The sequence below is a fragment of the Pseudoduganella sp. UC29_71 genome, assembly GCF_042693265.1.
In the GTDB taxonomy this organism is placed as follows: domain Bacteria; phylum Pseudomonadota; class Gammaproteobacteria; order Burkholderiales; family Burkholderiaceae_D; genus Rugamonas.
Map to the genome: position 1 here is coordinate 2959244 of NZ_CP170549.1, position 15467 is coordinate 2974710.

The window sequence follows — 15467 nt, forward strand, 5'->3', positions numbered from 1 at the left end:
GTACTCCTTATGCCCAGCCTGCGATCAGGGCGGCCAGCGGCAGCACCGGCACCAGGGCGTCAATACGGTCCAGCACGCCGCCGTGGCCGGGCAGCAGGTTGCTGCTGTCCTTGAAGCCGGCGCGGCGCTTGAGCATGGATTCAAACAGGTCGCCGATCACGCTGAAGGCGCAGATGACAACCAGGATAACGATGGTCAGGCCCCAGCCGCGCTTGGCCTGCAGGCTCACCACGAAGGTGTCCTGCAGCCAGGGCACGGACGGCGCCAGCAATACGCTCACGGCCGACAGCAGCACCACGGCGATGCAGCCGCCGATGGCGCCTTCCCAGGACTTGCCCGGCGAAATGGTGGGCGCCAGCTTGCGCTTGCCGAAGGCCTTGCCGCTGAAATAGGCGCCGATGTCGGCAATCCACACCAGGGCCATGACGGAAATGAGGAACAGCGGCGACTTCAGGTACAGCGCCAGGATGGCCACGAAGCAGCTCACCAGCGTGATCGGGTACACCAGGCTGAGCATAGTGTTGCCCATGCCTTCGGCCGGCGGCAGGCCGGTGTACAGCGTGGGCGTGAAGCGCAGCAGCCAGATGGCGAAGCCGAGCGCGAGCCAGAAGGTGATCGGGCCGCTCAGGCCGTGCAGCAAGAAGGTGTAGCCGAAGGCGGCGGCCCAGACCACGGCCGCCAGCAGCGGGCGCCCCATCTTGAACAGCCGGAAGCTTTCCCAGACCGCCGCGCCGAAGAAGGCCAGCACCACCAAGGCCACGGCCGGGTAGTAGTTGAAGAACAGCACGGGCAGCAGGACCGCCAGCAGGGCGACAGCGGTGATAATCCGGGTTTTGAGCATCAGGTGGTCTTCTCAGCCAGTTGGTCGCCGGTGCGGCCGAAGCGGCGTTCCCGGTTCTGGTAAGACGCGATGGCCGCGTCCAGGCTCTCGATGGTGAAATCGGGCCAGTAGGTGTCGGTAAAGAACAGTTCGGTATACGCCAGCTGCCACAGCAGGAAGTTCGAGATGCGCTCTTCCCCGCCGGTGCGGATGAACAGGTCCGGCTCGGGCGCGTAGGCCATGGCCAGGTGCGGCGCCAGCTGTTCTTCGCTGAAGTCGGTCGCGCCCGGGTGGGCCGCCACCATCTTGCCGACCGCCTGCATGATGTCCCAGCGGCCGCCGTAGTTGGCGCAGATGGTGACGGTCAGGCGGGTGTTGTTGGCGGTCTTGCGCTCGGCGGCGGCGATCATGCCGCGCAGCTTCTCGTCGAAGCGGCTCAGGTCGCCCACCACCTTGAGGCGGATGTTATTGGCGTGCAGCTTGGACACTTCGCGCTCGAGCGCCGTGACGAACAGGCGCATCAGCAGCGACACTTCCTCTTCCGGGCGGCGCCAGTTCTCGGAACTGAAGGCGAACAGCGTGACGTATTCCACGCCGCGCAGCGCGCAGCCCTCCACCACCTTGCGCACCGCTTCCACGCCTTTGACGTGGCCGGCGACCCGCGGCAGGAAGCGCTTGGTCGCCCAGCGTCCATTGCCGTCCATGATGATGGCAACGTGGCGAGGCACCTTGGGCGCATCCGGAACCGCAGTCGTCGAACTCGAATATTTCATGAACTCTAAAGCCAAAAAGGTGTCGCCATAATGGGGACAGGCCGCCTGGTGCGGCCCGTCCCTTATACCAGAAACGCGCTGGACCTTAAACGGTCAGCACTTCCTTCTCTTTTTCCACCAGCAGCTTGTCGATGTCGACGATGGCCTTGTCGGTCAGCTTCTGGATGTCGTCCGAACCGCGGCGCTCGTCGTCTTCCGAGATCGCCTTGTCCTTGACCAGCTTCTTCAGCGATTCGTTGGCGTCGCGGCGGATGTTGCGCACCGCGATCTTGGCGTCTTCGCCTTCGCTCTTGACCAGCTTGACCATCTCCTTGCGGCGCTCTTCGGTCAGGGCCGGGGTCGGCACGCGGATCTGGTCGCCCTGCGACGACGGGTTCAGGCCCAGGTCGGCGTCGCGGATGGCTTTCTCGATGGTGGCGCCCATCTTCTTCTCGAACGGCGTCACGCCGATGGTGCGGGCATCGACCAGGGTCAGGTTGGCCACCTGGCTCAGCGGGGTCGGGTTGCCATAGTACTCCACCATCACGTGGTCGAGGATGCCGGTGTGGGCGCGGCCGGTACGGACCTTGGCCAGATCGCCCTTCAGGGTCTCGATCGACTTGGCCATGCGGTCTTGCGCGTTCTTTTTAACGTCAGCTACGGACATGCTGTGCTCCTGTATATCTTGAAAAGTATCTTGAAGTATCTTGGTAAATAATCAAACGTGAACCAGTGTACCCTCATCCTCGCCCATAATCACGCGCATCAGCGCGCCGGGCTTGGTGATGGAGAACACTTTGATCGGCAGTTTCTGGTCGCGGCACAGTGCGAATGCGGTCGCATCCATCACTTGCAGGTGCTTGGCGATGGCTTCGTCGAACGTGATCGACTGGAACAGGGTCGCGTTCGGGTCTTTTTTCGGGTCGGCGGTGTACACGCCGTCCACCTTGGTGGCTTTCAGCACGATTTCCGCGCTGACTTCCGAGCCGCGCAGGGCGGCGGCCGTGTCGGTGGTGAAGAAGGGGTTGCCGGTGCCTGCGGCGAACACGACCACCTTGCCCTCTTCCAGGTATTGCAGCGCTTTCGGGCGCACATAGGGCTCGACCACTTGGTCGATGCCGATGGCCGACATCACGCGCGCGGTCACGCCGGCGTGCTTCATGGCGTCGGCCAGGGCCAGCGCGTTCATCACGGTGGCCAGCATGCCCATGTAGTCCGCGGTGGCGCGGTCCATGCCCTGGGCGCCGGGCGCCACGCCGCGGAAGATGTTGCCGCCGCCGATCACTACTGCCAGTTCCACGCCCATTTTCGCTACCTCGGCCACATCGGCCACCATGCGCTCGATGGTGCCACGGTTGATGCCGTAGGCATCGTCGCCCATCAGGGCTTCACCGGACAATTTGAGGAGGACGCGCTTGTAGGCTGGTTTTGACATGAGCTGGGGCTCCTTAGTTGGGTTTTATTCGGGTGAGGCTGCGGAGGCAAGTTTATGCGATGCATAATGATACTCGTACCGCCGCGTACTGCACCACTCGCTTGCAAACTGGCAACAAGCAAGTGGCTTGGGCTTAAAAAAACGGGCCTTGCGGCCCGCTTTTAATTATGCGCCTTTGGAGGCAGCCATTTGCGCTGCAACTTCAGCAGCGAAATCGTCTACCTTTTTCTCGATGCCTTCGCCAACCACGTACATCGTGAATGCTTTCACGGTTGCGTTGTTTGCTTTCAGCATCGCTTCGATGGTCTGCTTGTCGTTCTTCACGAAGGCCTGGTTCAGCAGGGACACTTCTTTCAGGAACTTCTGCACGGAGCCTTCCAGGCGTTTTGCAACGATCTCTGGCGACTGGGCTGGCTTGCCGGCAGCGGCAGCCTGGGCTGCGTCTTCGTCGGCCTTGGCCTGGGCTACCGAGCGCTCTTTTTCGATCAGTTCGGCAGGCACCTGGTCAGCCGACAGCGACACTGGCTTCATGGCGGCGATGTGCATGGCCACGTCCTTGCCAACCTGGTCGTCCGCGCCTTCGAACTCCACCATCACGCCGATGCGGGTGCCGTGCAGGTACGAGGCCAGCTTGGCGGTGGTTTCGAAACGCTGGAAGCGGCGGATCGACATGTTTTCGCCGATCTTGCCGATCAGGGCGGTACGCACTTCGTCCAGGGTCTTGCCTTCGCCGGCTGGCAGGGCCAGCAGGGCTTCCACATTGGCCGGGTTGTTTTCGGCAACCAGGCGGGCGGCGGTGTTGGCCAGGTTCAGGAAGTCGTCGTTCTTGGCAACGAAGTCGGTTTCCGAGTTGACTTCGATCAGGGCGCCAACGCCGTTGGCGATGTAGGTTGCCACCACGCCTTCGGCGGTGATGCGCGAGGAAGCCTTGGAAGCCTTGCCGCCCAGCTTAACGCGCAGCAGTTCTTCCGCTTTGTCCATGTCGCCGCCGGCTTCGGTCAGCGCTTTTTTGCATTCCATCATAGGCGCGTCGGTTTTCGCGCGCAGTTCGCCTACCATCGCTGCAGTAATAGCTGCCATGTAATTCTCCTGTGTGTTCGGTGAGTGGTATGGGGTGGCTCGCAAGCCCGCACGCCCATACGCTGTCGTTAAAAAAAAGGGGGAGCTGAAGCCACCCCTTTTAAACTGCTGATTTGCTGCTTGAAAGCCCGCCTTGCGGCAGGCAGTCAATTAGGCTTGTTCGCTGACTTCTACGAACTCGTCGCCAGCGGCGGTCTTGATCGTTTCCAGCACGTCGGCGGCCGAATTGGCGCGGCCTTCGATGATGGCGTCGGCTACACCGCGAGCGTACAGCGTGATCGCTTTCGAGGAGTCGTCGTTGCCTGGAATGACGTAGGTTACGCCTTCTGGGGAGTGGTTGGTATCGACCACGCCGATCACTGGGATGCCCAGCTTAGCGGCTTCGGTGATGGCGCCTTTGTGGTAGCCAACGTCCACGACGAAGATTGCGTCAGGAACGCCGCCCATTTCCTTGATACCGCCGATGGACTTTTGCAGCTTGACCATCTCGCGTTGGAACATCAGCGCTTCTTTCTTCGACAGCTTCTCAACGGAACCGTCTTCGACTTGCGCTTCCATGTCTTTCAGGCGCTTGATCGAGGTCTTGATCGTTTTGAAGTTGGTCAGCATGCCGCCCAGCCAACGCTGGTCAACGTAAGGAACGCCAGCACGTTGCGCTTCAGCAGCGATGATTTCGCGCGCTTGACGCTTGGTGCCCACCATCAGGATGGTGCCACGGTTCGATGCCAGTTGGCGAACGTGCTTCATCGCCTCCTGGTACATGCCCATGGTTTTTTCCAGGTTGATGATGTGGATTTTGTTGCGGTGGCCGAAGATGAACGGAGCCATCTTTGGGTTCCAGAAACGGGTTTGGTGACCGAAGTGGACACCGGCTTCCAGCATTTCACGCATAGTTACGGACATATTAGCTCCAGGGTTTGGGTCTGGAATCCGATCAGTCACCCTGTGACAGGCACCCTTGGCGACCGGATTCGCGTTTAAAAAATTTAAGGATTTGCTACATTGCTCAAAACCGAATTCAAGCAACCCGAAATTCTACTCTGAAAACCCGGTTTTAGGCAAGTCCGGCGACGGGTTTGGGGCCCTGGAGCTTGTGTAGAGTGCAATTACGCGCGCGCGCTGTTGCGTGGCAGGCGTATGATGGGCAAAACAGCATCCCATTTGGAGCGCTCATGAGCCAGGACGCACCACAAACCGACTTGCAGGAAAATCCAGTCCCAACCATGCCGTTCCGGACCCTGCTTTACCGTTTCATGTTCTTTGACTGGCTGTTCCGGGACGTGAGCGCGGCGCGCGACCTGTTTGAGCGCCATGCGGCGCTGCAGCACAACCGCATCATGAGCCGCTATCTGCCGGTCTACTTGCGGCGCTGGTCGGTAGTGGCGGCGTTCGATTTCGCGCTCGGCTTCCTGTTCGAGCGCGCGCTGCAGGCGACCCTGCTGTCGGCCTGGTTCTTCACCTGGTCCTGCGTCACCATTTCCGGCATGGTCGTCATCACGGCGGCGTGGCTGTTCCTGACCTTCGGCCGCTTGTCCTGATCAAAACTCGCCGCTGGCGGCGCGGTCCAGCATCTTGACGATGGTGGCGCGCACGCGGCGCACGGTGTCGGCGACATGGGGCGGCAGTTCGCCTTGCATGTTAATCAACATATCCATGTTCATGGTGTAGATCCACAAGCCGTCTTCCTGTTCGACTACGGAAATGCGGCATGGCAGCAGCGCGGCCATGCCGGGGTTGAAGTCCACCATGGTGCGGGCGGCGCCGGGGTCGCAATAGGAATAGACCTTGAGGAATTTCTCGGGCTTGTTCGAGCGCAGTTCCAGTTCCTTCGACAGCGGCAGCTCGCCCACTGCGCGGATATTGTCTTCCGCGGCGACGCTGGCGAAGGCTTCCTCGATTTCCGTCACGGTGACGCCAGGCTGGACCTTGCGCGCCCATATCAGCGCGGCGCTGGGCTTGCCCTGCCCTGCGGGCTGCGCGGCCGGCTCAGGGCGCACCGCGCCAGCCGTGGTGCAGGCGGCCGAGGTCAGGCAGCAGGCGGCCGCCAGGGCGATGGCATGGATTCGGAGGGTGCTGCGCATGGTCGCGCCTCTATCTGGCTGGCAAACCGCGAGGATAGTGGCTCGGCACGAACTGCGCAAGGGCTGCGAGGTGGCGCTGTGCAGGCGCCAGCGATGATTACATGTTCAGGTCGTCCAGGATGGCGTCCAGGCCGGCGCGGGCGCATTTGTCGTCCTGGTCGCCGGACGGGGCGCCGGAGATGCCGATGGCGCCGTAGGGGGCACCCGCCGCTTCGATGAGCAGGCCGCCGCCGATGGCCGCCACGCGGGGGATGGCGCGGATACCGCTGGAGGGCGTGCCGGATTGCGTAGCCTTGGCCAGTTCGGTGGTGTTCATCTTGAAGCTGGCGGCGGTCCAGGCTTTGTTGACGGCCGTATCGGGCGTGTGGGCGCCGGCGAAGCGGTCGCGCAGGACTACCTGGATTTGTCCGCTGCGGTCCACCACGGCGACCGCCACCTGGAAGCCGCCGGCGCGGCAGGCAGCCAGCGCGGCCGATGCGGCTTTCAGGGCGGTTTCGGGCGTCATCAGGCGGATGGCGTAACTGGCGTCTGCGGCCGACGCGGCCGGATGGGACGTCAGCATGGCGGCGGCCAGCAAGCCAGCAAGGGCGTTCTTCATCGGGTGGTCCTTTCGTGAGCGGATGCAGTAAGATCTGCCGGCGCGGCGCCGGCGGTGGCGGCGCGGGTGGCGGTGGCGGCGGTGGCGGCGGTGGCGGCGGCGCGGGTGGCGGCGGCTTGGCGGGCGATGGCAAGGCGGGCGTCGAGGTAGGCGCCGTACATGCCGGCGGTGTCGCCGCCCAGCAGCGGCGGCGCGAGCGCTTCGCGGGCGGGGCCGACAAACAGCACCGTCGGGGCGAAGCGGACGCCGAAGCGCTTTGCCAGCGCGCCGTGTGTCGTGGCGGCGCCGTCCTGCCCAGTCGCGGCGCGGCTGCCGCCGACTTCCACTTCGCGGATTACGTAGACGCCCTGCCCTTCGCCCTGGCTGCGCAACAGTGGCGCGAGGTAGCTATGGCGGACGGTATGGCAGTAGCGGCAGTCCGGCAGCGTGAAGAACAGTATCAGCGGCTCGCCTGCCCGCGCGGCCTGGCGGCTGTCGCGTTGCAGGTCGGTTGCCAGCGGCACGGGCGCTGCAGCATCGGCCGCTTGCCTGGGTTGCGCGGCTTGCGTGGTTTGCGTTGCCCCCGCGTCGCCTCGCGCGGCAGGCCATGCGAAGCTCGCCCATCCGGCAAGCGTGATGGCTGCCAGCGCTTTCTTCATGGCTTGCGGGCGTCGCGGGCAATGTCGTCGAAGTCTTCGTCGAGCATTTCGCCGATTTCGGATCGAACCAGCCTGCCATCGCGGTCGAACACGTAGAGAGCCGGGATGCCTTTGGGCGTTCCAAGCACCGCTTCGAAGGCGCGGTAGTCCAGCGTGACGGGATGCGTCAGGCCGTATTTCCGCACCCACGCGGCGGCCTTGGCGGCTTGCGCCGGGTCGCCGGCCTCGATGTTGACCGAGACCACGCTGAGCACCTGCCGGTTGTCGCTGTAGAGCTTTTGCAGCTTGGGCGCCTCGTTCATGCAGAACGGGCAGGTGCTGGAGAAGAAGGCCACCACGGTGGTCTTGCCCGCTAGCCGCGCCGGAGAAATCGCCTTGCCGTCCAGCGCCCTGAAGCCCGGCAGGCGCGGAGCGGACGAGGACGCAGCAGCTGCGTGGCCCGTCGAGGGGGCGGATGCAGCGCCGGAGCTCCCGGCCACGGCGGCGCCGGCAGCACTGGCAGCGCATGGCACCACCGCCAGCAGCCCCGCCGCGAGCCCTGCCAGCGCCGTGCGCATCATGCCAATATGCCCGGATTGCCCTGCACGCCGATCAGGCGCGGCGCGTTCAGCTTGCGCGGCTTGACCGTCTTCTGGCTGCGCAGCCACGTCCCCACCACGTCCCACACCGGCTCGCCGCTGGCGCCCTCGGCCACCGGCGCCCAGCCCGCAACCTTGTACACCTTGTCGGCGTCGATCGGCTTGCCGTTCAGGCGCATGTCCTGGATACGCGCCCCCATCTTGGCTTTGGGGTCGATGGCGTAGGTCATGCCCCCTACCCTCACCATGTCGCCGCCCTGCTGGTAGTACGGGTCCGGGTTGAACAGATTGTCGGCCACGTCCTCCATGATGGTCTTGATGGTGGCGCCGCTCAGCTCGGACACCGTGGTGTGCGAATAAGTGGTGGCCGTCTGGTCCATCAGGTGCTCCATCAGGATAGGACTGTTCGGCAGCAGCGACGTGCCCCAGCGGAAGCCCGGCGAGAACGCGATCTCGGCCTGCTTCACGTCCATCAGCGCATCCACGATCAACTGGTCGAAGCTGCCGTTGAAATTGCCGCGCCGGTACAGCGTGCCTTCGGTCATGGCCAGACGCTCATTCAGCTTGCCCTCGTACGGCGCGCGGATGCGGGTAATGAGCGCATCCATCTCCTTATCCGCCGGCAGCAGGTTGGAGAACACCGGCAGCAGCCGGTACTGGAAGCCCTGCACTTGCCCGCCGCGCACGTCGAAGTCCAGCACGCCAAGGAACTTGCTGTTGCTGCCCGCGTTGGTGACCAGCGTCTTGCCGCCGCCGTTGCGGACGATGACCGGCGCCGGCATGCCGTCGTGCGTATGCCCACCCATGATGGCGTCGATGCCGCGCACGCGCGAAGCCATCTTCAAATCGACGTCCATGCCGTTGTGCGACAGCACCACCACCACCTTGGCGCCCTTGGCGCGCGCCTCGTCCACGGTCTTCTGCATATTCTCCTCCTGGATGCCGAAGCTCCAGTCGGGGATGAAGTGGCGCGGGTTGGCGATGGGCGTGTACGGGAAGGCTTGGCCTATCACCGCCACCTGCACGCCGTTCATCTCCTTCATCGTGTACGGACTGAACACCTGGTCGCCAAAGTCGTTGGTCTTGATGTTCTGCGCCACGAAGTCGACCTTGCCCTTGAAGTCCTTGTCGACGATCTCCTGCACCCGCTTGTCGCCCAGCGTCATTTCCCAGTGCGCGGTCATCACACCCACGCCCAGCGCCAGGCAGGCATCGACCATGTCCTGGCCCTTGGTCCACAAGGCCGTGGCCGAGCCCTGCCAGGTGTCGCCGCCGTCCAGCAGCAAGGCACCGGGGCGCGACGCCTTCATGCGCTTGACCAGCGTGGCCAGGTGCGCGAAGCCGCCCACCTTGCCGTAGGTGGCTGCGGCGCGCTCGAAATTGAGGCTGCTGAAAGCATAGGCCTGCGGCGTATTCGGCTTGAGGCCGGATGCGCGCAGCAGATGGTCCCCCACCAGGTGCGGCATCCTGCCCTCCGCTTCGCCCAGGCCGATGTTCACGCTGGGTTCGCGGAAGTACACCGGCTTGAGCTGCGCGTGGCAGTCGGTGAAGTGCAGGAAGTGCACATTGCCAAAGCGCGGCAGGGAATACAGCGCGTCCGCCGACTGCGCGGCCAGCGCGCCCCGTGAATTGAGCGCCATGCCGCCGGCGGCGGCAATGCCCAGCACCTGGATAAATTCGCGTCGATTCAAACTCATGGAACTCAGTCCTTGTTGACCGGAGAAGCCGGGTCCAGCAGCAGCGCCATCACGTCCTTCAGCTGCTGCTCGTCAAGGATGCCCTTGTGGCCGAAGCGCGGCATATTGGAGCAGGCGCTGAAAGCCTGCGAGTTATACAGCTTGGCCCAGGTATATTTCAAGATCGCCTCGCTGTCGCCGCGCAGCTTGCCGTACTGGTACAGCGACGGGCCGATGTTCCCGAACGAGATTTCAGCCTTGCTGAGCTGGTGGCAGGCGTAGCAGTTGCCGCCGTTCGGCGCACCGGCCTTGTCGGACGACTGCATGCCGCGTCCGTTCTGGGCGATTTTCTCGCCTTCCTGCCAGCGGCCCATGTACTGGCCGTCGGACGGATACTTCACCAGCTTGAGCTGCTCGGCTTCCAGCTTGGCGGCCAGTTTTTTCGGACGCTTTTCCGGCGTCGGGTAGGCGCTGCACAGTTTCTGCGCCTCGTCCTGCTGCAGCACGCCTTCCACCGTGGCCGGGCCTTTCGAGCGGAAGTCCGCCTTCATCAGTTCCTGCGTCTGCTTCGCATAATCCGCCGCCAGCGACGGCTGCGCGGCCAGGCCGAAGGCCGCGGCGGAGGCCAACATCAATACGCTGTATTTCATGCGGTTCTCCTTAGCGCTTCAGCGCCGGTGCGTTGTAGGTGCCGCCTTCGGCGTTCTTGGCCAGGAACATGGTCAGCGCGGTGATCAGGTCCGAGCCGTACACCGGCTCCGGGAAGCGCTGCTGGCGGAAGCAGTCATTCAGACGGTGCTGCATGGTGCGCACTTCGCCCTGCGACACGCGGTACGCCGGCCAGGTGGTGTAGGCCGCCTGCGCGTTACTCTTGTTCAGGATGTTCGGCAGCTCCTGCAGGCGGATGCGCTGGCCGTTCGCCGAGTGGCAGGTGGCGCAGGCGAAATCGTGCGCGCCGCCTCGGTAGAAGAACATCTGCTTGCCGATTTCGTAGGCCGCCTTCTCCTGCGGGTGGCGCGTGGAGACCGCCATCTTCATGCCCTTGGACTGCGCCGTGATATAGGACACCATCGCTTCGATGTCCGACTGGTTGGCCGTGGAGCCGAACGGCGTCTTGGTGGCCTGCTCCAGCGTCAGTCCCTGCAAGGTGGTGCGGCAATGGATCAGGCGCTGCTCCAGGTCCATCACCTTGTTCACGTCCTTGAAATAACGCGGCAGCTCGACGTAGGCGCCTTTCAGCACGCCGGGTCCTTTGCCCAGGTCGCACTGCTCCAGCGTGGCCTCGCGCGGGCCGTCCTTCTTCTTCCACAGCTCTTCGCCGCGCATTTCCCACAGCTCGGCGGGATTGCCGTCGGCCAGCAGCTGCCGGTACTTCGCGATTTCATCGGTGGCCGATGTCTGCGCCAATGCCGTGCCCAGCGCGGACACGGCCAGGGCGGCCATCAGGTAGGAGCTCGTACGTTTCATCACATCTCCATTTCTTATCAGGTGGGTGGTCTGCGCCACTTGCTGCCGGGTGTTGCTGACTTTACGCGACAACGACTTCGTCGGTGCGGCTGTCGCCCTTGTTGTCGGTCCATTTGACGGTGACTTTGTCGCCCTTGGCGCCGCCCTTGAACTTGAAGGACAGGAAGGGGTCTTTCGAGACCGAGGTGCCGAACTGCGCGTCCAGTACTACCTTGTCCTTGCAGGTGGCCACCAGGGTCTGGATGAAGTGCGCCGGCACGGCCTGGCCGGACGCGTCCTTGCGCTGGCCGGTTTCCATGTCGTGGCGGATCAGGACTTTGACTTCAACGGTGTCGCCGGTGGCGTTGGCGCGGATGCGCATTGGATTGCCCATGATGTTCTTCCTTATTCTGGTTAATCAGCCGCCGCAGCCGCCGAGGGTGACCTTGATTTCCTTGCTGGCGACGTACCACTTGCCATCGGCCTTGACCAGCGCGTGCACGTTCGAGGTGCCGCCCATCTTCACGCGGGTACTCACGGCAGGCTCGGTGCCGGCCGGAATATTGAAGCTGGCCGACAGCGGGTTCGGGTTCTTTTCCACCAGGATGGCGATCATTTCGGTGTTCGGCACGCTGCTCGACACCGACACCGGCACCACCGCGCCGTTTTCGGCGATGTCCGGGCCGGTCACGGCCACGTCCTTGCTGGTGGTGAAGGTGTCGCCGCCCATGGCTTTCAGCGCTGCTTCCAGCGACTTGGCGTCGAACACATTGGCCTGCCAGTCGGCGGCGAACACGTCGCTCGGCTTGAGCAGGCCGGCGGTGATCGCCAGGCCGAGGATGGAACCGATGCGCAGGGCATCCCGTCGATTCTGATTCATAGTTGTCTCCACTTGTGTTAATCCGGCTGTGTCGCGGATGCCGCCTATTTGGCGCCGTCCAGTATCCAGCCGACCATCGCTGCAATGTCTTCGTCCTTCAGGTGGGACTGGGCCGGCATCGGCACGGGTCCCCAGGCGCCGGAGCTGCCTGACTTCACTTTGGCGGCCAGGCGCTGGGCCGCCGCCGCGTCGCCCTTGTACTTCGCCGCGATGTCGCGCAGCGCCGGGCCGACGATCTTGTTGCCGACGCCGTGGCAAGCCAGGCATGCGTTCTGCTTGGCCAGCGCCATGCCGCCGGGAGCCGCCTTGGCCACGCCAGGCGCCGGTGCCGCTGCTGCCGCTGCTGCCGCCGCTGCCGCCGCTGCCGACGCAGGCTGCCCGCCGGCCGCTCCCGCCGGCGCCGCCGTGGCCACGCTGGCCGCCGACATGCCCGGCACGGACGCTTTCGCCGCCAGCGCCAGCTGCGAAGCCGGCTTGGTGGTATCGACCCCGCGCACCGCGCCGAAGCTGCGGTTCTGCGCCGACAGATCGCCGTGCACATTGCGCGCCGCCGCAGGCAGCTCCGAACGCAGCTTAACGTCGCCGCAGTTAGTCATGCAAGCGGTGCTGCGCACGTCCGGCTTGCCCTTCGCATCCCACATGCCGTGCGCCTGGGTCATGCCGTTCCGGTTCGGCATGCGGCCCTGCACCTCGGCGATATTCTGGTCCGACAGCACAAAATCATCCGGCAGCACTTCGGCCATGTTCAGGATGTACGCGGTCACCGCGTACACTTCCTCCGTGGTCAGGCTCTTGGGCGCGGTCCACGGCATGGCGCGGTTGATATAGTCCCACAGTGTGGACACCGTGGCCACCTTCATCATGGTGGTGCGCTGCGGTTGCTTGTTGTCCCGTAGCGACGCCACGCGGCCGGACTTGACATCTTCCCTGGTCGTGCCGCCGACTATCGGCGTAAACACTTCGTTGGACTCGCCAAACGTGCCGTGGCACGAAGCGCATTTGCCCTCCCATACCTCCATGCCCTTGACCACGCTGCCCGAGCCCTTGGGCAAGCCCTTGAAGTCCGGCCGCACGTCGATGTCCCACGCGGCCACTTCCTGCGGCGTGGCGGCGCGGCCCACGTTGGCGTACGGCGGCGCGGCCAGCAGCGTGCACGATGCGGCGGCGCACAGCAGCGCCACGGCGGCTTTAATAAACCTGGACATTCGACACCTCCCCGGACGCTGCCACTTGCCACGACTGGATGGCGTTGTTGTGATAAATGGAGCGCGTGCCGCGTACAGCACGTAACTCGTTGATCTTCGGCTGCACGTAGCCGGTTTCGTCGATGGCGCGCGACTGCAGCACCGCCGGCGCGCCGTCCCAGGTCCAGTCGATATTGAAGCGCGTCAGGCACTTCGACAGCACGGGCGACTCCAGGCGCGCGGTGCGCCAGTTACGGCCGCCGTCGGCGGAGACGTCCACGCGCTTGATCTTGCCCCGTCCGGACCAGGCCAGGCCGGTGATGTTGTAGAAGCCCGTATCCAGCAGGCGCTGGCCGGCCGACGGCGTGGTGATGACGGATTTGCATTCCTGGATGGAGGTGTACTGGCGGTACATCCCATCCGGCATGGCATCGACGTAGTGAATCGCCTCGTCCTTGGTGGCGTACGGCTGGTCGCCCACTTCGATGCGGCGCAGCCACTTCACCCACGACACGCCCTGCACGCCCGGCACCACCAGGCGCAGCGGATAGCCGTTCTCGGGCCGCAGCATCTCGCCGTTCATGGCCCAGGCCACGATCACGTCGTCCAGCGCGCGCTCGATCGAAATGGTGCGCGTCATGCCGGAGCCGTCCGCGCCTTCGGCCAGCACGAAGCGGGCGGTCTTCTTGTCGTAGCCGCAGTCCTCCAGCAGCACGGACAGCGGCACGCCGGTGAACTCGCTGCAGCTCAGCATGCCGTGCGAATACTGCACCGACGGCACGGCCACATTGCCCCATTCCATGGCGGTGTTGGCGCCGCACTCGATGAAGTGCATGCGCGATACCGACGGCAGGCGCATCAGGTCGTCCATCGTGTAGACCTTCTGCTGGCGCACCAGGCCATTCACCATCAGGCGGTGCTGGCTCGGGTCGATGTCGTGCCAGCCTTGATGGTGGCGCTCGAAATGCAGGCCGCTGGGGGTGATGATGCCGAACAGGCTTTGCAGCGGCGTGAACGACACCGAGGCCGCATTCACGCGCGTCAGGCCCGGCGACTCGCGCCGCTGCAGCGCGCTTTCAAAGCGCGACGGCATGCCGTAAGGATTGGTCGCCACCGGCTTGCCCAGCGACGTGGAATGCTCCGGCAGTTTCAGGATGGCGGGATCGCCGCCAGCTGCCGCCTGGCTGAATGCCGGGCCGCTGGCCATGGCCGCGCCGGCAGCCAGGAAGCTCTTGCGCAGGAAGCTGCGCCGCTGGTCGTTCAAGCCTTTGCTGGTGATATCCAGCGCCAGCTGGCTATCCACGAAATTCTCAGGGGCGCGCAGGATGCGCCCGCTCTTCGGTGCTTCGCCGGCCATGCCGTCTCCTCGTTCTTGTTTGCAACTTAAACTGGAGTATATGACTAATCACGCATATTTGCGATATGAAATTTCGTGATGTGGCAAAAAAACACGGAACAGGACATCACGCGGCAGCGGCGGCCTCGAAGGCGGACTGCGCGTCGGGCCGGGTGCCGCTGCGGGCCAGAATGTCTGCGCTCACGCGCGCGCACACGCTCTGGCAAATGCCCAGCGTGGCCGGATCGTCGATGCGGTAGTAGACCTGCGTGCCCTCCTTGCGGCGGGCCAGGATCTTGGCGCGGTACAGCATATTGATCTGGCGCGACACGTTGGCCTGGCTGGCCTCGATCTCGGCCACGATCTCGTTCACGGCGCGCTCCCCCTGGCACAGGCTGTGCAGGATTTTCAGGCGCGTGGGTTCGGACAGCAAGAAGAAGACGTTCGATACTTCCTCGAACAGTTCGGCCATCTGCTCTTTGCTTAAGCGGTTATCCACGGAATTCTCGTCAACGGTAGGGAGATCAATTATATCAAGGCTTCAGGTAGACGAAGCCCTCCTCCGCTTGCAGCCGCGCCACTTCGGCCACGCCGGACGGCACGGTCTTCGCCTCCGGCAGCAGCTTGGACTTGTCGAGCTTGCGCGCGTCGAGCGTGTTTTGGCAGACGCGGAATTCCACGCCGCGGTCAGCCAGCTCCTGCACCGGGATGTCGTAGGGATTGCCGTTGGTGTTCTTCGCGCCATCGAGCAGGAAATCGATGCCGGCGCCATGCGTCACCACCACGATCTTGGCGGACGGACTGGCGTTGAGGTGGTTGCGGATATTGTTCAACGCGCCGGTGGCCACGTCGCTATTGCTGATGTGGTAGACCACCTTGATCGGCGCGGCGGCCATGCCGGTGGCGGCGAACATCGCAAACAGTACAGCCACAAATGCGCGCAGCAGCTTCATGTGATTCTCC

At 64.1% G+C, this 15467-nt stretch carries 20 protein-coding genes; 1 reads left to right on the forward strand and 19 read right to left on the reverse strand.

Annotated elements, in window-relative coordinates; all coding sequences use genetic code 11:
• Window positions 1-7: 7 nt before the first annotated feature.
• From ACFJI2_RS12920 to rpsB, 6 genes are all read right to left on the reverse strand, one after another.
• Window positions 8-841, reverse strand: a complete 834-nt coding sequence (locus ACFJI2_RS12920; protein WP_377705387.1) for a phosphatidate cytidylyltransferase — start codon at window positions 839-841, stop codon at window positions 8-10.
• Window positions 841-1593, reverse strand: a complete 753-nt coding sequence (gene uppS / locus ACFJI2_RS12925) for a polyprenyl diphosphate synthase (RefSeq protein ID WP_107868715.1) — start codon at window positions 1591-1593, stop codon at window positions 841-843. The genes ACFJI2_RS12920 and uppS overlap by 1 nt, the downstream gene beginning before the upstream one ends.
• 85 nt (window positions 1594-1678) lie before the next feature.
• Window positions 1679-2239: a ribosome recycling factor gene (gene frr, locus ACFJI2_RS12930; RefSeq protein WP_107868714.1), complete on the reverse strand. Its 561-nt coding sequence runs from the start codon at window positions 2237-2239 to the stop codon at window positions 1679-1681.
• A 51-nt stretch (window positions 2240-2290) separates the two neighbouring features.
• Window positions 2291-3007 (reverse strand): UMP kinase, encoded by a 717-nt coding sequence (gene pyrH / locus ACFJI2_RS12935; RefSeq protein ID WP_107868713.1) that lies wholly within the window; start codon window positions 3005-3007, stop codon window positions 2291-2293.
• Between the two features lie 165 nt (window positions 3008-3172).
• Window positions 3173-4087: a translation elongation factor Ts gene (gene tsf, locus ACFJI2_RS12940; protein ID WP_377705389.1), complete on the reverse strand. Its 915-nt coding sequence runs from the start codon at window positions 4085-4087 to the stop codon at window positions 3173-3175.
• A 150-nt stretch (window positions 4088-4237) separates the two neighbouring features.
• Window positions 4238-4990, reverse strand: a complete 753-nt coding sequence (gene rpsB / locus ACFJI2_RS12945) for a 30S ribosomal protein S2 (protein ID WP_132132062.1) — start codon at window positions 4988-4990, stop codon at window positions 4238-4240.
• A 269-nt stretch (window positions 4991-5259) separates the two neighbouring features.
• Here rpsB and ACFJI2_RS12950 point away from each other — a divergent pair, with 269 nt between their 5' ends.
• Complete coding sequence (locus ACFJI2_RS12950; RefSeq protein WP_132375450.1) at window positions 5260-5625, forward strand: hypothetical protein; 366 nt, start codon at window positions 5260-5262, stop codon at window positions 5623-5625.
• Here the strand turns inward: ACFJI2_RS12950 and ACFJI2_RS12955 are convergent, their stop codons facing one another.
• The 13 genes from ACFJI2_RS12955 to ACFJI2_RS13015 form a co-directional block, all read right to left on the reverse strand.
• A complete protein-coding gene (locus ACFJI2_RS12955) occupies window positions 5626-6168 on the reverse strand; it encodes a DUF302 domain-containing protein (RefSeq protein WP_107979299.1) in 543 nt (180 codons plus the stop codon). It lies immediately after the preceding gene.
• Window positions 6169-6265: 97 nt separating this feature from the next.
• On the reverse strand, window positions 6266-6766 hold the full coding sequence (locus ACFJI2_RS12960) for a heme-binding protein (protein ID WP_377705390.1): 501 nt from the start codon (window positions 6764-6766) through the stop codon (window positions 6266-6268).
• The gene (locus tag ACFJI2_RS12965; protein ID WP_377705391.1) at window positions 6763-7404 is read right to left on the reverse strand and encodes a thioredoxin family protein; all 642 of its coding nucleotides are present in this window, start codon (window positions 7402-7404) and stop codon (window positions 6763-6765) included. Before ACFJI2_RS12965 ends, ACFJI2_RS12960 begins: the two co-directional genes overlap by 4 nt.
• Entirely contained in the window at window positions 7401-7964 is a 564-nt protein-coding gene (locus ACFJI2_RS12970) for a TlpA family protein disulfide reductase (protein ID WP_377705392.1), read from the reverse strand. The genes ACFJI2_RS12965 and ACFJI2_RS12970 overlap by 4 nt, the downstream gene beginning before the upstream one ends.
• Window positions 7961-9679: a thiosulfohydrolase SoxB gene (soxB, locus tag ACFJI2_RS12975; protein ID WP_377705393.1), complete on the reverse strand. Its 1719-nt coding sequence runs from the start codon at window positions 9677-9679 to the stop codon at window positions 7961-7963. Before soxB ends, ACFJI2_RS12970 begins: the two co-directional genes overlap by 4 nt.
• A gap of 5 nt (window positions 9680-9684) precedes the next feature.
• On the reverse strand, window positions 9685-10308 hold the full coding sequence (gene soxX, locus ACFJI2_RS12980) for a sulfur oxidation c-type cytochrome SoxX (protein ID WP_377705394.1): 624 nt from the start codon (window positions 10306-10308) through the stop codon (window positions 9685-9687).
• 10 nt (window positions 10309-10318) lie between these two features.
• Entirely contained in the window at window positions 10319-11125 is an 807-nt protein-coding gene (gene soxA, locus ACFJI2_RS12985) for a sulfur oxidation c-type cytochrome SoxA (protein ID WP_132132050.1), read from the reverse strand.
• 61 nt (window positions 11126-11186) lie between these two features.
• Window positions 11187-11498: a thiosulfate oxidation carrier complex protein SoxZ gene (soxZ, locus tag ACFJI2_RS12990; protein ID WP_107868704.1), complete on the reverse strand. Its 312-nt coding sequence runs from the start codon at window positions 11496-11498 to the stop codon at window positions 11187-11189.
• A gap of 24 nt (window positions 11499-11522) precedes the next feature.
• Window positions 11523-11984 carry a thiosulfate oxidation carrier protein SoxY gene (gene soxY / locus ACFJI2_RS12995; protein ID WP_132132048.1) on the reverse strand — a complete coding sequence of 154 codons (462 nt, stop codon included), beginning with the start codon at window positions 11982-11984 and terminating at the stop codon, window positions 11523-11525.
• A gap of 44 nt (window positions 11985-12028) precedes the next feature.
• Window positions 12029-13189, reverse strand: a complete 1161-nt coding sequence (locus ACFJI2_RS13000) for a c-type cytochrome (RefSeq protein WP_377705395.1) — start codon at window positions 13187-13189, stop codon at window positions 12029-12031.
• Window positions 13173-14525: a sulfite dehydrogenase gene (gene soxC, locus ACFJI2_RS13005; RefSeq protein WP_377705396.1), complete on the reverse strand. Its 1353-nt coding sequence runs from the start codon at window positions 14523-14525 to the stop codon at window positions 13173-13175. The genes ACFJI2_RS13000 and soxC overlap by 17 nt, the downstream gene beginning before the upstream one ends.
• Before the next feature lie 106 nt (window positions 14526-14631).
• Window positions 14632-15003: an ArsR/SmtB family transcription factor gene (locus ACFJI2_RS13010; protein WP_377705397.1), complete on the reverse strand. Its 372-nt coding sequence runs from the start codon at window positions 15001-15003 to the stop codon at window positions 14632-14634.
• Between the two features lie 34 nt (window positions 15004-15037).
• Window positions 15038-15451 carry a DsrE family protein gene (locus ACFJI2_RS13015; RefSeq protein ID WP_377705829.1) on the reverse strand — a complete coding sequence of 138 codons (414 nt, stop codon included), beginning with the start codon at window positions 15449-15451 and terminating at the stop codon, window positions 15038-15040.
• Window positions 15452-15467 lie beyond the last annotated feature (16 nt).

What these genes read in the sequence shown, in the direction of transcription:
- ACFJI2_RS12920 (WP_377705387.1), bottom strand. Translation starts at nt 841, where the DNA reads ATGCTCAAAACCCGGATTATCACCGCTGTCGCCCTGCTGGCGGTCCTG.
- uppS (WP_107868715.1), bottom strand. Translation starts at nt 1,593, where the DNA reads ATGAAATATTCGAGTTCGACGACTGCGGTTCCGGATGCGCCCAAGGTG.
- frr (WP_107868714.1), bottom strand. Translation starts at nt 2,239, where the DNA reads ATGTCCGTAGCTGACGTTAAAAAGAACGCGCAAGACCGCATGGCCAAG.
- pyrH (WP_107868713.1), bottom strand. Translation starts at nt 3,007, where the DNA reads ATGTCAAAACCAGCCTACAAGCGCGTCCTCCTCAAATTGTCCGGTGAA.
- tsf (WP_377705389.1), bottom strand. Translation starts at nt 4,087, where the DNA reads ATGGCAGCTATTACTGCAGCGATGGTAGGCGAACTGCGCGCGAAAACC.
- rpsB (WP_132132062.1), bottom strand. Translation starts at nt 4,990, where the DNA reads ATGTCCGTAACTATGCGTGAAATGCTGGAAGCCGGTGTCCACTTCGGT.
- ACFJI2_RS12950 (WP_132375450.1), top strand. Translation starts at nt 5,260, where the DNA reads ATGAGCCAGGACGCACCACAAACCGACTTGCAGGAAAATCCAGTCCCA.
- ACFJI2_RS12955 (WP_107979299.1), bottom strand. Translation starts at nt 6,168, where the DNA reads ATGCGCAGCACCCTCCGAATCCATGCCATCGCCCTGGCGGCCGCCTGC.
- ACFJI2_RS12960 (WP_377705390.1), bottom strand. Translation starts at nt 6,766, where the DNA reads ATGAAGAACGCCCTTGCTGGCTTGCTGGCCGCCGCCATGCTGACGTCC.
- ACFJI2_RS12965 (WP_377705391.1), bottom strand. Translation starts at nt 7,404, where the DNA reads ATGAAGAAAGCGCTGGCAGCCATCACGCTTGCCGGATGGGCGAGCTTC.
- ACFJI2_RS12970 (WP_377705392.1), bottom strand. Translation starts at nt 7,964, where the DNA reads ATGATGCGCACGGCGCTGGCAGGGCTCGCGGCGGGGCTGCTGGCGGTG.
- soxB (WP_377705393.1), bottom strand. Translation starts at nt 9,679, where the DNA reads ATGAGTTTGAATCGACGCGAATTTATCCAGGTGCTGGGCATTGCCGCC.
- soxX (WP_377705394.1), bottom strand. Translation starts at nt 10,308, where the DNA reads ATGAAATACAGCGTATTGATGTTGGCCTCCGCCGCGGCCTTCGGCCTG.
- soxA (WP_132132050.1), bottom strand. Translation starts at nt 11,125, where the DNA reads ATGAAACGTACGAGCTCCTACCTGATGGCCGCCCTGGCCGTGTCCGCG.
- soxZ (WP_107868704.1), bottom strand. Translation starts at nt 11,498, where the DNA reads ATGGGCAATCCAATGCGCATCCGCGCCAACGCCACCGGCGACACCGTT.
- soxY (WP_132132048.1), bottom strand. Translation starts at nt 11,984, where the DNA reads ATGAATCAGAATCGACGGGATGCCCTGCGCATCGGTTCCATCCTCGGC.
- ACFJI2_RS13000 (WP_377705395.1), bottom strand. Translation starts at nt 13,189, where the DNA reads ATGTCCAGGTTTATTAAAGCCGCCGTGGCGCTGCTGTGCGCCGCCGCA.
- soxC (WP_377705396.1), bottom strand. Translation starts at nt 14,525, where the DNA reads ATGGCCGGCGAAGCACCGAAGAGCGGGCGCATCCTGCGCGCCCCTGAG.